This is a genomic window from Streptomyces sp. NPDC088157 (assembly GCF_044741545.1).
Lineage (GTDB): Bacteria > Actinomycetota > Actinomycetes > Streptomycetales > Streptomycetaceae > Streptomyces.
Genome location: NZ_JBIUSU010000005.1, coordinates 546,412 through 561,019, shown reverse-complemented (window position 1 = coordinate 561,019; position 14,608 = coordinate 546,412). Strand labels below are relative to the sequence as shown.

Sequence of the window (14,608 nt, the reverse complement as noted above, 5' to 3'; positions counted from 1 at the left end):
GGCCCGCATCCCCGGGGCGGCCCGCATACTCGGGGGGTGACCTCGAACGAGCCCGCCGCCCACGACGCCGTCGTGCTCGCCGGTGGCGGCGCCCGCCGGCTCGGCGGCGCCGACAAGCCGGGCGTGCGGGTGGGCGGGCGCGCCCTGCTCGACCGGGTGCTCGGCGCCTGCGCCGACGCGCGCACCACCGTCGTCGTCGCCGACCCCCGTCCCACCGCCCGGCCCGTGCGCTGGGCACGCGAGGACCCGCCGGGCGCGGGACCCGTTGCCGCACTCGACGCGGGACTGCGCCGGACCGCGGCGGACGACGTCCTCGTCCTCTCCGCCGACCTGCCCTTCCTCGCGGCGGACACCGTACGGCGGCTGCTGACCGCGCTGCGTTCCGGCGGAGCCGAGGGCGTGCTGCTCACCGACGCCGACGGCCGCGACCAGCCGCTCGTCGCCGTGTACCGCACGGCCGCCCTGCGCCGCGAACTGGCGGTGCTCTCCGCCGACCGGGGTGGCCTCACCGGCCTGCCACTGCGCCGACTGACCGCCGGGCTCGACCTCACCCGCGTCCCCGACCCCGTCGCGTCGTTCGACTGCGACACCTGGGACGACATCGCCACCGCCAGAGCACGTATCAGGGAGCATGGCCACGTGTTGGATGAATGGATTTCCGCAGTCAAGGACGAGCTGGGCATCGACCTCGACGTCGACACCGGCGTTCTCCTCGATCTCGCCCGTGACGCCGCCCACGGTGTGGCCAGACCCGCAGCCCCGCTGACCACCTTCCTGGTCGGCTACGCGGCCGCGCAGGCCCAGGGAGGCCCCGAAGCCGTCGCCGAGGCCGCCCGCAAGGCCGCCGCGCTGGCGCTGCGCTGGGCGGAGGAAGCCGCACAGGAGGAAGCCGCACAGGAGAAGCCCGGGCAGGAGAAGCCCGGGCAGGAGAAGAGCGCAGGGCCCGGCGGCTCCGGACCGGACGCCGGATGACCGCCCGCGGCACCGGGCAGGGCCTCGACGCCGAGGACCTCGACGTCGAGGAGGCGCTCGCCCTCGTGAAGGACGGCAACGGCACCGCGCGCCCGACCGGCGACCGCAGCCCGGCACGGCGCGAGGGCGACGGCAACAGCACCCCGGCCTCCCCCTCCTCCCCGGAGGCCGGTCACCGGGCAGAGGCTGGGGAGCACCGCCACCGGGCGATCCCCTGGTCCGACGCCCGGACGATCGCCGCCCGCGCCGCCCGCTCCGGCGCCGCCCGCCCCACCCCTGTCTCCGTGACCCTCGGCGACGCCCTCGGCCTCGTTCTGGCCGCCCCGCTGACGGCCCTCACCGATCTGCCCTCCTTCGACACCTCGGCGATGGACGGATGGGCGGTCGCCGGTCCCGGCCCCTGGCGTGTCCGGGAAGAGGGCGTGCTGGCCGGGAGCGCGGCGCCCGCGTCGCTGGCCGACGGCGAGGCCGTCAGGATCGCCACCGGCGCCCGGATTCCCCCGGACACCACCGCGGTACTGCGCAGCGAACACGGCCGGATCGACGACAACGGCCGACTGCACCCGACCCGCGAGATGCAGCACGGCCAGGACATCCGCCCGCGCGGCCAGGAGTGCCGCAGCGGGGACCAGTTGCTGCGTGCCGGGGCGGTGGTGACGCCGGCCGTCCTCGGCCTCGCCGCGGCCGCCGGGTACGACACGCTGGCCGCTGTTCCCCGGCCCCGGGTCGAGGTGCTCGTCCTCGGCGACGAACTGCTCACCGAAGGCCGCCCGCACGACGGCCTCATCCGGGACGCGCTGGGCCCGATGCTGCCCCCGTGGCTGCGTGGGCTGGGCGCCGACGTCATCGCCGTGCGCAGGCTCGGCGACGACGCGAAGGCCCTGTACAAGGCCATCACCGCATCCGGCGCCGACCTCATCGTCACCACCGGAGGGACCGCCTCGGGACCCGTCGACCACGTTCACCCCACTCTGCGCCGCGTCGACGCCGAGCTCCTCGTCGACGGCGTCAAGGTGCGCCCGGGCCACCCGATGCTGCTGGCCCGTCTCAAGGAGGACCAGCACCTCGTCGGACTGCCCGGCAACCCTCTCGCGGCCGTCTCCGGTCTGCTCACGCTGGCCGAGCCGCTGCTGCGCACCCTCGCCGCCCGCCCGGCCCCCGAGCGGTACGCGCTGCCGTTGAGGCAAGCGGCGCACGGGCACCCGTACGACACCCGGCTGATCCCGGTCGTCCTGCGGGGTGACCATGCCGTGCCGCTGCACTACAACGGCCCGGCCATGCTGCGGGGCATCGCGGCTGCCGACGCTCTCGCCGTCGTGCCGCCGGGTGGCGCACGGGCGGGTCAGGAGACCGAGCTCCTCGACCTGCCCTGGGCGTCGGCCGGTATCGACGCCTGTTTCACGTGAAACAGTCCTGGTTCACCCGCGTTTCACGTGAAACGGTCGCCGCTCGCCCCTGTTTCACGTGAAACATCGTCATGCCTGATCGGCGGCCGGAACGGCGCGGCTTACCGTGATCACGCGGTCCCCCAGTTGCAGACGGGTGAGCCGGGGATCGGTGTAGTCCAGCAGCTCCTTGCCCCGGACGACGGCTACGACCAGGTCCCTGCAACTGCGGGGCGTCTCTCCGACCTCCGCCTTGCCGACCGGGCGCTCGATGAGGTCCAGGCCGCTGCCGAGGGTCATCAGGCTCTCCAGGGTCCTGGCCACGGTCGGGCTGATCATCGAGACGCCGAGCAGACGGCCGGCGGAGCTGGAGCTGGTGATCACGGTGTCCGCGCCGCTCTGCTTCAGCAGGGGTACGTTCTCGTCCTCCCGGGCGGCGACGACGATCGTCGCGCGCCGGTTCATCTGTCGGGCGGTGAGGGTGACCAGGGCGGCCGTGTCGTCGCGTTGCGGGGAGACGATCACCCGGGAGGCGTTCTGGACCTCGGCCTTGAGAAGAGTCTCCGAGCGGGTGGCGTCCCCGGTCACGGATACCAGGCCGTCGTCGCCGGCGGCGAGCGCGGCCTTGCGCTGTGCGTCCACGACCACGATCCGGTCCTTGGCGATGCCCTGCCCGACGAGGGTCGCCACCGCGTGGCGGCCCTTCGTGCCGTAGCCGACGACCACGATGTGGTTGCTGGTGCGGGCCCGCCAGCGGTGGACGCGGACCTGCTGGCGGGTGCGCTCGGTGAGTACCTCCAGGGTGGTGCCGACCAGGATGATCAGGAACACCACGCGCAGCGGTGTGATGACGAGGATGTTGATGAGCCGGGCCGAGTCACTGACCGGGGTGATGTCGCCGTAGCCGGTGGTGGAGAGCGTGACGGTCGCGTAGTAGGCGGCGTCGAGGAGCCCGACGGAGCCGTCCGAGTTGTCGTTGTAGCCGTCGCGGTCGACGTAGACGATCAGCGTGGTGACGGCCAGTACCAGCAGGCCCATGGCGAGGCGCCGCAGCACTTGCAGGAGGGGAGGGACGGCGATGCGCAGGGGCATCGTGATGGAACGGCCCGCCTCGGCGTCGTCCCGGGCTTCGGAGCGTGAGCGGTACCAGAGGGACCTGAAGAGGGAGAGCCTGGCCGGGCGGGCCGGCTGTCGTTCGTCGTCCTTCATCGTGTGCCCCCTGTGGCGGTGATCCGATCGGTGGGCACCATGGTTCCCGGCGGGTTCGTGCCCGTCGTGAAGCAACACGAGTCCATGAGTCCACGGATGTCCATGAGGCCACGGACGTCCATGATCCCGGAGGTCCCCTTGCGCGACCACACTGTCGTCGTCGGCTTCGGTACGAAGGGGCGGTCCGCGATCCGGACAGCCTGTGCTGCTGGCCTGCGCAAGGAGCAGGTCGTGGTGATCGACCCCAGTGCCAAAGTGATCGACGCGGCGACGGCCGAGGGTTACGAGGGCGTGGTCGGGGACGCCACCCGCAGTGATGTGCTGCGGCGGGCCGAGGTGCAGCGGGCGGGGCGGATCGTCATCGCGACCCAGCGCGACGACACGGCCGTCCTCGTGGCGCTGACGGCCCGCCAGCTCAACCCCGGGGCGAAGATCGTGGCGGCGGTCCGCGAGGAGGAGAACGCACCGCTCATCAGGCAGTCGGGCGCCGACGAGGTCATCACCAGCGCCGGCGCGGCCGGCCGGCTCCTCGGCCTGTCCGTGCTCAGTCCGGCGGCCGGCAAGATCATGGAGGACCTCATCCAGCAGGGCGACGGGCTCGATCTCGTCGAACGGACCGTCACCAAGGCCGAGGTGGGCCGGGGGCCGCGCGACACGGACGACCTGGTGGTGAGCGTCGTCCGGGGGCACCGGGTCCTCGCCTACGACGACCCGGCGATCGGCAGGCTGGAACCGACGGACCGGGTGGTCACGATCGTGCGGGTGGGCCCGGACCGTGACCGGGCCACCCTCGGGACGCCCGGTATGCCCGGCGTCCCGCCACTCCCGCCGGCCTGAGGAGCGTGGCTTCGGGTCGCGCTACTTGCGGTTGTACAGCCGCATCGTCACCGGCCCGAAGACCAGCACGAACAGCCCGGCCCACCCCAGCGACCAGGCGACCTCCGCGCCGGGCCAGTCACCCGCCATCAGTCCGCGCACCGCCGAGGCCAGATGGGTGACCGGGCTGTTGTTGACGAACGCCTGGAGCCAGCCCGGCATGGTGCGGGGGTCGACGAACACGTTGGACAGGAAGGTGAGCGGGAAGATCACCATCATGCTGACGCCCATCACGGACTTCTCGGTGCGCAGCAGGAGCCCGAACATCGTCCAGATCCACGAGAACGCGAACGAGAAGACGACCAGCAGGGCGATTCCGGCGATCACCCCCGCGAGGCCGCCGTCCGGCCGGTAACCGAGGACGATGCCCACGGTGAGCATCACGACGGACGCGATCGTGTAGCGCAGCGCGTCGCCCAGCAGATAGCCGACCATCGTCGACGGCCGCCAGATCGGCAGCGACCGGAAGCGGTCGAAGACGCCTTTCTCGATGTCGGTGTTCACCGAGACACCCGTGTACATCGTGATCATCACCACCGACATCACCAGGATGCCGGGCAGCAGGAACTGGATGTACTCCTCCGGGGACCCGGCCAGGGCGCCCCCGAAGAGGTACGTGTACATCAGCACCATCATGATCGGGAACGCGGTGACGTCGAAGAGCTGTTCCGGCACATGCTTGATCTTGAGGATCGCCCGCCAGCCGAAGGTGAGCGAGGCCGAGAGGGCGCTGGGGCGGGGCGGCCGCTCCCGCGCGACGAGCAGCGCGGTCAGCGACTCGGCGCTGACGGGGGCGAGATCCTGGACGTCCGTGCTGGTCGCGGTGCTCATACCGCCACCTCGCCTTTCTGGCCGCGGTCCGGTGTGTCGGCGTCGGCCGTGTCGGAGTCGGCCTTTGTCTCGGTGTCGGCCCTCGTGTCGTGTCCGGTGAGGGCGAGGAACACCTCGTCCAGGCTGGGCTGGCCCAGGGAGAAGTTGTCGACGACCACGCCGGCCCGGGCCAGCTCGCCGAGGGCCCGGGCGGCCTGCGCGGCGGCCGTGTCGCCCACCGCCGCGCCGAGGCGGGCGGTCAGCGCCACCGGGTCCGGCTCCCGCTGGACGTCGGCGTCGAGGGCGAGCCGCAACAGCTGCTCGGCCTCCGCCCGCTGTTCGGCGTCGCGCAGGCGCAGATGGACGGAGCCGGCGCCGACGGACGCCTTGAGCTCGCCCTTCGTGCCTTCGGCGATCACCCGGCCACGGTCGATGACGGCGATCCGGGACGCCAGCTGGTCGGCCTCGTCCAGATACTGCGTGGTCAGCAGCACGGTGGTGCCCTGGGCGACCACCGCCCGCACGATGTCCCACACCTGGTTGCGGCTGCGGGGGTCGAGTCCGGTCGTCGGCTCGTCGAGGAAGAGCAGGTCGGGCGTGCTGAGGATGGACGCGGCGATGTCGATGCGGCGCCGCATGCCGCCCGAGTAGTGCTTGACCTGCTTTCCTGCCGCGTCGGTGAGCCCGAACGCGGCCAGGAGCTGCGCGGCCCGCTCCCGTGCGGCCTTCTTGCCGTGCCCGAGCAGCCGGCCCAGCAGCACCAGGTTCTCGGTGCCGGTGAGGTCCTCGTCCACGGACGCGTACTGGCCGGTGAGGCTCACTCGGCCGCGCACCTCGTCGGCCTCCCGGACGACGTCGTGGCCGAAGACGTGGGCCTGGCCGCCGTCGGGTCGCAGGAGCGTGGCGAGCATTTTGACGGTGGTCGTCTTGCCGGCGCCGTTCGGGCCGAGGACGCCGTAGACCGTGCCGGCGGGGACGGCGAGGTCGACGCCGTCCACGGCCCTGGTCTCTCCGAACGTCTTCACCAGGCCCGCGGTCTCGATCGCCAGGCCGGCGGTGTGCTGGCTCATGGGGGTTCCTTCCGCGTACTTGGGCTACGCATGGGGAGACCTTTACCGTCACCCGAACTCATCGGTGATCGCACCTCGCTTTTCCGGTCCGGCCGTTTTCACGGGGCGGATCATGATCGAAAGCGAGGAGGGCGGAGGAGTAGCGTCGCCTCCATGCATGCGATCACGATTCCCGAACCTGGTGGTCCCGAGGCGCTGGTCTGGGACGAGGTCCCCGATCCCGTGGCCGGCGCGGGCGAGGTCCTGGTCGAGGTGGTGGCCAGCGCCGTCAACCGTGCCGACATCCTTCAGAGGCAGGGCTTCTACGACCCGCCGCCCGGCGCCTCCCGCTACCCCGGCCTGGAGTGCTCCGGCCGGATCGCCGCGATCGGTCCCGGTGTCTCCGGCTGGGCCGTCGGCGACGAGGTGTGCGCGCTCCTCGCGGGCGGCGGATACGCCGAGAAGGTCGTGGTGCCGGCGGGGCAGCTGCTGCCCGTGCCGGAGAGCGTCGATCTCCGGCGGGCCGCCGCGCTCCCCGAAGTGACCAGCACCGTCTGGTCCAACGTCTTCATGATCGCCCACCTGCGCCCCGGTGAGACGCTGCTCGTGCACGGCGGCTCCAGCGGCATCGGCACCATGGCGATCCAGCTGGCCAAGGCCGTCGGCGCGAGGGTCGCCGTCACCGCGGGCACCAAGGAGAAGCTGGAGCAGTGCGCCGAGCTGGGCGCGGACATCCTGATCAACTACCGCGAGCAGGACTTCGTCGCCGAGCTGAAGCAGGCCACGGACGGCGCGGGCGCCGATGTCGTCCTCGACAACATGGGCGCGAAGTACCTGGACCGCAACGTTCAGGCGCTCGCCGTCAACGGCCGGCTCGCGATCATCGGCATGCAGGGCGGGATCAAGGCCGAACTCAACATCGGCGCGCTCCTCGGCAAGCGCGCCGCGATCAGCGCGACCTCGCTGCGGGCCCGCCCCCTGGAGGAGAAGGCGGCCATCGTGGCGGCCGTACGGGAACACGTCTGGCCGCTGCTGGCCGCCGGCCACGTACGCCCCGTCGTGGACCGCGAGGTCCCGATGAGCGACGCTGCCGCCGCCCACCGGCACGTCGAGGCCAGCGGTCACGTAGGCAAGGTGCTGCTGGTCACGCCGGAGAGCGCGACCTGACCGAGGCAGCGGCAGGCGGCAGGCACTGAGGCGGCCGGGCAGGCCGTAAGGGCTGTCCCGTGATCCCCGGCGGGCGCACGACGACAGCTACGGCACCTCGCCGCGTTGTCGGAACGCCCGAACACATCCAGTATGCGGGCGTGCCTCCGCCTTGCGATGCACCGCATCCGACGCCTCGCGCTGATCCACCAGGGATTGCGGGACTTAGGCGCGGCGCAGGCGCAGGGCGGCGAGGGCCAGTGCGATGCCGAGGCCGATGAGGACGAGGCCGCTGCCGAGCGGCAGGATCTGCAGCACGGGGCCGTCGGACCGATCCCCCCGCTCCGCGGCCTGCCGCACGGCGTCCCGTGTCGCCGCCGGAGGCACGGGAGCGGCGGCCTCCGGAGACTCGGACACCCCGGTGTCGTCGGAGTGGTCGCCGTCGCCGCTCGCCTCGTCCGGATCCTCGTCCGCGCTGTCCTCGCCCTCCGTGTCCTGGGCCTCCTCGTCCGCCTCCTCGTCCGCACGGTCGCCCTCCCGGCCGGGCCGCTGCCGCCCCTCGCCCGCCCGGCTTCCGGCCCGGTCCGGTTCGGCGGAGGAGGGGGACGGGGTGGCGGAGGCGGGCGCCGACGCGGTGGCGTACGACGCGACGGCCGCGTACGACGAGACGCCACCGTAGGGCAGTACGAGCACGCCCAGCACGCCCACCCCGACTCCCACGCCGGCCCGCGTCGCGCACAACGCCTGCTGCCATGGAGTCACGTCCGTGACCCCCTCCCGGTGCCCAGTCGCCAAGAAAAGACGCAACAAGCCTCACATCGGGAATTGATCGCCGCATTCCGGACTCCGCCGAACGGAAACAGTGGATCACCTTTCCCGGGGGGTGCCACGGTGATGAGGTGGGGGTGTGCGAGAGAATGACGGCATGGAGATGCCGAGGAACGAAAGGTCGCCGGAGAACGCCCAGAAGATCCTGGTCGTAGGCCAGGACGGCATGGCGCTCGGTGACATCGACGCTGATGAGGACTCCCGTGAGATCCCGGTGACCGAGCAGGTCGAGCAGCCGGCGAAGGTCATGCGGATCGGCAGCATGATCAAGCAGCTGCTCGAGGAGGTGCGCGCGGCTCCTCTGGACGAGGCCAGCCGGGCCCGGTTGAAGGAGATCCACTCGAGCTCGGTGAAGGAGCTGGAGGACGGCCTGGCGCCGGAGCTGGTCGAGGAACTGGAGCGGCTCTCCCTGCCGTTCAACGAGGACTCGACCCCGAGCGACGCGGAACTGCGGATCGCGCAGGCCCAGTTGGTCGGCTGGCTGGAGGGTCTGTTCCACGGGATCCAGACCACGCTCTTCGCCCAGCAGATGGCGGCGCGTGCCCAGTTGGAGCAGATGCGCCGGGCCCTGCCGCCGGGAGTGAGCCTCGAGGGCGCCGACGACCCGCGCGCGGGCGGCCGCTCGGGCGGACCGTACCTCTAGAGCCGCAGACCTGTACCTGTACCTGCACCCCCGGCCGTACAAGAGAAGGGCCCGGCGTTCGGCGCCGGGCCCTTTCCCATGACGTCAGACGGTCACGACGGCGGGTTGCCCGTGGAGATCTTCAGCTCGATCTCGGGCATGTCCTCCGGGTCGACGTCCGTCCCGGCGGAGGGGAACTGGTCCATGACCGCCCCGTCGCCGTACGTGTTCTCGTCGATCTTCGTGATCTTGTACGGCCAGCCCGCTGCCTGGAAGCACTCCTTGACCGAGTCGATGTACTTGAACTTGAAGTTCGGCACCCGGATCTTGTCCGGGTCGTTGTAGGACTCCTGCGGCTCGGAGCACTCCGTCGACTCGATCGTCTTGGAGGTGTCCGGGGCCCGGTAGTCCGCCGCCTTCGTCGCCGACGGCGAGGAGCTGGTGGTACCGCCCTTGGCGTCGTCGTCGTTGCCGCCGCCGTTCAGCGCGAGGCTGGTGATGAGGCCGCCGACCACCACCAGGGCGACGACGCCCGAGCCGATCAGCACCGCCTTGCTGTTCTTGCGGCCCCCGCCGCCCGAGGACACCGTGGTGGACGGCTGCGGGGTCAGGTTGTACGCGGGCGGGGTGTGCGGGGCCTGCTGATGGCCGTAGGCCGGAGCGGGCGTCTGGTAGCCGCCCTGCTGCGGGTAGCCGTAGGACGGGGACGGCGTCGGGGTGCCGTACGGGTTCGGGGTCGGTGCGGGCTGGTACGGCGTCTGGACACCGGCCTGAGGCGCCGGGGTGCCCTGACCGACCGGCGGGAACACCGCGGAACCGACGCCCGCGCCGCTCGACGTCTGCGCGCCCGGGACGATGCTGGGCGGGGCCGGCTGGAAGGAGGCCGCGACGCGCAGGCACTCGTCGCGCATGGCGACGGCGGTCGGAAAGCGCTCGTTCGGGTTCTTCTTCAGCGCGCGGGCGATCAGCGCGTCGACGGCCGGCGGCAGCGCCCGGTTGACCGAGGAAGGAGCCACCGGTTCCTCCTGCACGTGCGCGTACGCGATCGCAAGCGGTGAATCCGCCTCGAACGGCAACCGCCCGGTGACCAGTTGGAACAGCATGATGCCGACCGAGTACAGGTCGGACCGGGCGTCCACGGCACGCCCCAGGGCCTGTTCGGGCGAGAGGTACTGCGGGGTGCCGACGACCATGCCGGTCTGCGTCATCGAGGTGACACCGGACTGCATCGCGCGGGCGATGCCGAAGTCCATCACCTTGACCACGCCACGCTTGGTCATCATCACGTTGCCGGGCTTGATGTCGCGGTGGACGAGCCCCATCTCGTGGCTGATCTCCAGCGCGGCCAGCACGTCAGCGGTGATCTTCAGTGCCTTGTCGGCGGGCATCGCGCCCTGCTGCCGTACGTCCTCGTCGAGCACCGAGCCGAGCGGGCGGCCCTCGATGTACTCCATGACGATGTACGGCGTCGTCAGCCCGTCGACGTCGTCCTCGCCGGTGTCGAAGACGGAGACGATGTTGGTGTGCGTGAGCTTGGCCACGGCCTGGGCCTCGCGGCGGAAGCGCTCGCGGAAGGCCTGCTCGCGGCCGAGTTCGGTGTGCAGGGTCTTCACCGCGACCTGACGGTCGAGCACGGCGTCGTAGGCGAGGTGCACCGAGGCCATGCCGCCCTCGCCGAGCAAGTCGCGCAGCTGATAGCGGCCGGCGGCGAGCGCCCGCCCCGCGTACCGGCCCTGCGCGCCGTCCTGGCTCATCTTCTGCGTCCCCCGTAGGCCCTCAGGGGCCGTTGACTGTCGTTGATCGATAGTGCTATTCGGGCCAAGTCTGCCGTAGGGCACTGACACGTCAAGCTCGGTGCCCGATCCGTGACCCTACGAGAAAGAAGCGTCGCGGAAGCGTTACAGGTGCCGTACGGCCGGTACACGGAATTTGCACGTCGGTACGGCGTACAGGTTTGATGACCGGCCGGTCGCGGACCGGCTCCCGAGCCCGTCCCGGGCGGTGTTCCGGGGATCGTCCCGGGCCGGAGGCTTGCGCGGAGGCTGTAGCGTGGCCGACGGAGACCGTAACAACACCGCGCGCACCGCGGGCAGAAACGACGGCGAGGACTGATGGCACAGCAGCGCGCTCAGGGCCCGTCCGACCCCGAGGCGACTGGCGGCGGTATGTCAGATGCGCCGGAGAACTGGGGCAACGGCGGGCTGGTTGGGGACGGCCGATACCGGCTGACCCGCAGACTCGGCCGTGGCGGCATGGCCGAGGTGTTCGCGGCCGAGGACGTACGTCTCGGACGCACTGTCGCGGTCAAGCTGCTGCGCGCCGATCTGGCCGAGGACCCGGTGTCCAAGGCCCGCTTCACGCGCGAGGCCCAGTCGGTGGCCGGCCTCAACCACCATGCGATCGTCGCCGTGTACGACTCCGGCGAGGACTTCGTGGGCGGCCAGAGCGTGCCGTACATCGTGATGGAGATCGTCGAGGGGCGCACGATCCGCGACCTGCTCCTCAACGCCGAGGCGCCGGGCCCCGAGCAGGCCCTGATCATCACCTCGGGTGTACTGGAGGCGCTCGCCTACTCGCACCAGCACGGCATCGTGCACCGCGACATCAAGCCGGCCAACGTGATCATCACGCACAACGGCGCCGTCAAGGTGATGGACTTCGGCATCGCGCGCGCCCTGCACGGCGCGTCCACGACGATGACGCAGACCGGCATGGTCATGGGCACCCCGCAGTACCTCTCCCCGGAGCAGGCGCTCGGCAAGGCCGTCGACCACCGCTCCGACCTGTACGCGACGGGTTGCCTGCTGTACGAACTTCTCGCGCTGCGACCCCCCTTCACCGGTGAGACGCCGCTGTCGGTGGTCTACCAGCACGTGCAGGACATCCCGGTGCCGCCGTCGCAGACGTCGGGCGGGGAGTGCCCGCCGGAGCTCGACGGCCTCGTCATGCGGTCCCTGGCCAAGGATCCGGACGACCGGTTCCAGACGGCCGAGGAGATGCGCGGCCTCGTCCAGTACGGGCTCCAGATGCTGTACGACCAGGGCGGCCACACCGGCACCTGGAACACCGGCCCGGTCGGCGCGCAGGACGGCCGCGGCACGTCCGCCGGCGGCTTCGCGAGCACGACCGTGCTGGCCCACGGCGCCGACGGTTCCAGCACCTCGCAGATCCCGCAGCCGATCCTGCCCACCGGTTACGGCGGCGGTGACGACGGCGGTTTCGAGGGGCACGGCAACAAGGGCAGCGGCCGCGGCAAGCTGTGGATCCTCGCCGTCTTCGCGGTGATCGCCATCGCCGCGGGCGTCGCGCTCGCACTGAACGGCCAGGGCAAGGGCAGCGGCGACGCCGACACCTCGCCGACGCCGTCCATCTCGCAGTCCGTGACGGACGACACCGCCAGTGCGTCGCCGAGCGACGAGCCGTCCGACACGTCCACGGACGAAAACACGGATGACAGCTCCGGGTCGAACTCCGATTCGAACTGGACGCCCTCCTCCTCGCCCTCGTCCAAGCCGTCGTACTCCTCCTCCCCGTCGGCCAGCAGTGAGCCGACCGACGAGGAGACGGAGACCCAGCCGTCGGACGAGCCGAGCGACACGGAGTCGCCCGACCCGGGGACGGACGGCGGAACCGGCGAGACGGGCGGCACCACGAGCGGTGCGGACCAGGGCGGCACCACGCTCGGCAGCATCGGCTGACCCACCGGCGTACGCGCCAGGTGCGCAGCAGGCCGGGGTCGCGGCGAGCGGCCCAGGCGGTGGTGGCACGCTGACGTCACGATTCGCCTCACGCGCGCGTGGGCCCGTCACATAGGGCTCCACGCGCGCGTGTGCGTTACATAGCGCTCCACGCGCGCGTGTGCGTTCGGGTGCGGGCCCGGGTCAGTCCGTGAAGGCGCCGCACACCGCGTCGTACTCCCGGGTCCACCACACGGCGAGGGCCGAGGCCGCCGGGAACTGGGAGTCCGCGCGGGTGTCACCGCGCTCGTAGTGCCAGCGCAGCATCCAGAAGTCGTTGAGGCGCTCCCACCACACACGGTGCACGGCCGCCGCGAGCTCGCAGGGCGTGGCCCCGGCCGCGCGCCGGTACGCGCGTGCGTACTCCCTCGTCCTCGGCAGGTCGAGGGTTCCGTCGGGTCGGACGAAGAAGATCGCGGCGGCGCGGACGGCTTCCTCGGCGCGGGGCTGCTCGCCCAGCCGGTCCCAGTCGACGATGGCGGCCGGGGCGTCCCCGCGGTAGAGCAGGTTGAAGGGGTGGAAGTCCCCATGCACCCAGCCGACCGGGCCGCCGTGCGGGGGACGCCGGTCCGCGTGCCGTTCCAGCAGGGTGCGCCGCTCCTCGAGGCGATGGCGGGCGAGCTCGTCGAAGGAGTCGGCGGGGCGGTGACGGCGCACGCGCGCGAGGAGGTCGTCGATGAGGACGAAGGTGTCGGCGGGGTCGGGGCTCGGGACGGGGGCGGCGGGCTCGGCAGGGGTGGCGGTGTCGCCGAGGGCGCCAGGTCCGGCAGCGGCGGGGTGTTCGCCGGGGTCAGCGTGCCCGGCAGGGATGGCGTGCCTGGCAGGCCCGGCGTGCCCGACAGGGATGGCGTGCCTGGCAGGAGTGGCGTCTTCGGCAGGAGTGGCGTGCTCGGCGTGATCGGGGCTTCCGGCGCGGGCGATGTGCTCGGGAGGGGTGGTGCGGCGTTCCGGTTCGCGCGCCCTTGGAGCACTGTCCCTGAGCCCTGCGCTGCCGCCTTGCCCTGCGTCGTCCGTGCGCCCCGCGCTGCCGCCGTGCCCTGCGCCGTCTCCGTGCCCCGCGCTGTCCCTGTGCCCCGCGCTGTCCCTGTGCCCTGCGCTGTCTCCATGCCCTCGGGACGCACGCTGTTCCCGCGCGGGAGCCGCTTGCTCCTCGTGCCCGGGGGGCGGGCGCTCGCCCTGCGCCCGCATCACGTGCTCCAGGCCGGCGTGCACCACGCCCAGCAGCGCTCCCAGGCGCCCGCACTGGCCGGGGGTGAGCTGGGCGCCGTGGCGGTGGCGGCCGTCGATCCACGGGTGGAGGGCGTAGGCGTGGCCGCCGACGACGGCGACCGTGCGTCCGTCGTGGCCGGGCAGCGGGGGAGCGACCGGGACGCCGAGGTCGGCCAGGCGCTCGGTGGCCCGGTGCTGGCGGGCGATGGAGGCGGGGTCGGCCGTGTCCGGGTCGCAATGATGCTTGAGGAAGTATCGACCGCGAGTGGTGCGCAGCCGGTAGCCGCGGTTGAGGAGCCCCTCTTCGACGGGTTCGCAGGCGAGTGCGGTGCCGGCGGCGTATCGGCGGAGCAGGGTGCTCAGAGGGGGCGCGAGGAGCATAGAGGGGGGTACACAGGGGCGCGGCACGCGGCTGATGCTAGGGCATGTTCCACCGCTGTGAGCTGGGCGTTGTCACACACAGTCACGAAAGAGCAATGGGTGCCAGAGGTGGTCATTTCAGGTCGTCCCCTGGGTGTTCACGGTCCCGCCCGAGGGTCACCGACCTGGTGCGCCGGTCGCTGTGCCGGACCGCCGGGCACCTCGATATCGCTCCTCGAGGACGGCATCCAGTGGCCCGTGCGCGGGCCGACCTCGAGGCCGACGAGTAGAAAAAAGATGATTTTTCATTCTTCGGGTGTTGGTCCGGTCTCACATTGCAGTCTTCCCGTGGACTGGGTGGCCGGGATAACGTGCCGTTGCTCCGGCCTCCTGCAAGGCTGTGAC

General features: G+C 71.8%; 11 protein-coding genes and 1 pseudogene. 6 read left to right on the top strand and 6 right to left on the bottom strand.

The genetic code is table 11. The features are described 5' to 3' along the window. The first annotated feature begins 36 nt into the window (after positions 1–36). Both ACIPFH_RS22635 and ACIPFH_RS22630 read left to right on the top strand, forming a co-directional pair. On the top strand, positions 37–972 hold the full coding sequence (locus ACIPFH_RS22635) for an NTP transferase domain-containing protein (RefSeq protein WP_401828779.1): 936 nt from the start codon (positions 37–39) through the stop codon (positions 970–972). Further along, entirely contained in the window at positions 969–2,378 is a 1,410-nt protein-coding gene (locus ACIPFH_RS22630) for a molybdopterin molybdotransferase MoeA (RefSeq protein WP_401828776.1), read from the top strand. Before ACIPFH_RS22635 ends, ACIPFH_RS22630 begins: the two co-directional genes overlap by 4 nt. A 69-nt stretch (positions 2,379–2,447) precedes the next feature. Here the strand turns inward: ACIPFH_RS22630 and ACIPFH_RS22625 are convergent, their stop codons facing one another. After that, positions 2,448–3,566: a potassium channel family protein gene (locus ACIPFH_RS22625; RefSeq protein ID WP_401828773.1), complete on the bottom strand. Its 1,119-nt coding sequence runs from the start codon at positions 3,564–3,566 to the stop codon at positions 2,448–2,450. Between the two features lie 138 nt (positions 3,567–3,704). Between ACIPFH_RS22625 and ACIPFH_RS22620 the strand changes: the two are divergent. Continuing rightward, positions 3,705–4,403: pseudogene (locus ACIPFH_RS22620) on the top strand (potassium channel family protein); the annotation flags it as partial. 21 nt (positions 4,404–4,424) lie between these two features. Here the strand turns inward: ACIPFH_RS22620 and ACIPFH_RS22615 are convergent. Then, complete coding sequence (locus ACIPFH_RS22615; RefSeq protein ID WP_356251011.1) at positions 4,425–5,273, bottom strand: ABC transporter permease; 849 nt, start codon at positions 5,271–5,273, stop codon at positions 4,425–4,427. Then, positions 5,270–6,322 carry an ATP-binding cassette domain-containing protein gene (locus tag ACIPFH_RS22610; RefSeq protein WP_401828771.1) on the bottom strand — a complete coding sequence of 351 codons (1,053 nt, stop codon included), beginning with the start codon at positions 6,320–6,322 and terminating at the stop codon, positions 5,270–5,272. Before ACIPFH_RS22610 ends, ACIPFH_RS22615 begins: the two co-directional genes overlap by 4 nt. Before the next feature lie 153 nt (positions 6,323–6,475). On the opposite strand from ACIPFH_RS22610, the gene ACIPFH_RS22605 reads away from it, so the two are divergent. Continuing rightward, the gene (locus ACIPFH_RS22605; RefSeq protein ID WP_401828768.1) at positions 6,476–7,468 is read left to right on the top strand and encodes an NAD(P)H-quinone oxidoreductase; all 993 of its coding nucleotides are present in this window, start codon (positions 6,476–6,478) and stop codon (positions 7,466–7,468) included. Between the two features lie 204 nt (positions 7,469–7,672). Here ACIPFH_RS22605 and ACIPFH_RS22600 read toward each other — a convergent pair whose 3' ends face one another. Next, complete coding sequence (locus ACIPFH_RS22600) at positions 7,673–8,209, bottom strand: hypothetical protein (RefSeq protein WP_401828766.1); 537 nt, start codon at positions 8,207–8,209, stop codon at positions 7,673–7,675. A gap of 163 nt (positions 8,210–8,372) precedes the next feature. Between ACIPFH_RS22600 and ACIPFH_RS22595 the strand changes: the two genes are divergently transcribed. Further along, positions 8,373–8,918, top strand: coding sequence for a bacterial proteasome activator family protein (locus ACIPFH_RS22595; protein ID WP_356251067.1), 546 nt, complete (start codon positions 8,373–8,375; stop codon positions 8,916–8,918). Between the two features lie 92 nt (positions 8,919–9,010). Here ACIPFH_RS22595 and ACIPFH_RS22590 read toward each other — a convergent pair whose 3' ends face one another. After that, positions 9,011–10,651 (bottom strand): protein kinase, encoded by a 1,641-nt coding sequence (locus ACIPFH_RS22590; protein WP_401828765.1) that lies wholly within the window; start codon positions 10,649–10,651, stop codon positions 9,011–9,013. 411 nt (positions 10,652–11,062) lie between these two features. On the opposite strand from ACIPFH_RS22590, the gene ACIPFH_RS22585 reads away from it, so the two are divergent. After that, entirely contained in the window at positions 11,063–12,595 is a 1,533-nt protein-coding gene (locus ACIPFH_RS22585) for a protein kinase (RefSeq protein ID WP_401828763.1), read from the top strand. A gap of 183 nt (positions 12,596–12,778) precedes the next feature. On the opposite strand, the gene ACIPFH_RS22580 is transcribed toward ACIPFH_RS22585, so the two are convergent. Then, the gene (locus tag ACIPFH_RS22580; protein ID WP_401828761.1) at positions 12,779–14,224 is read right to left on the bottom strand and encodes a phosphotransferase; all 1,446 of its coding nucleotides are present in this window, start codon (positions 14,222–14,224) and stop codon (positions 12,779–12,781) included. Positions 14,225–14,608: the final 384 nt, after the last annotated feature.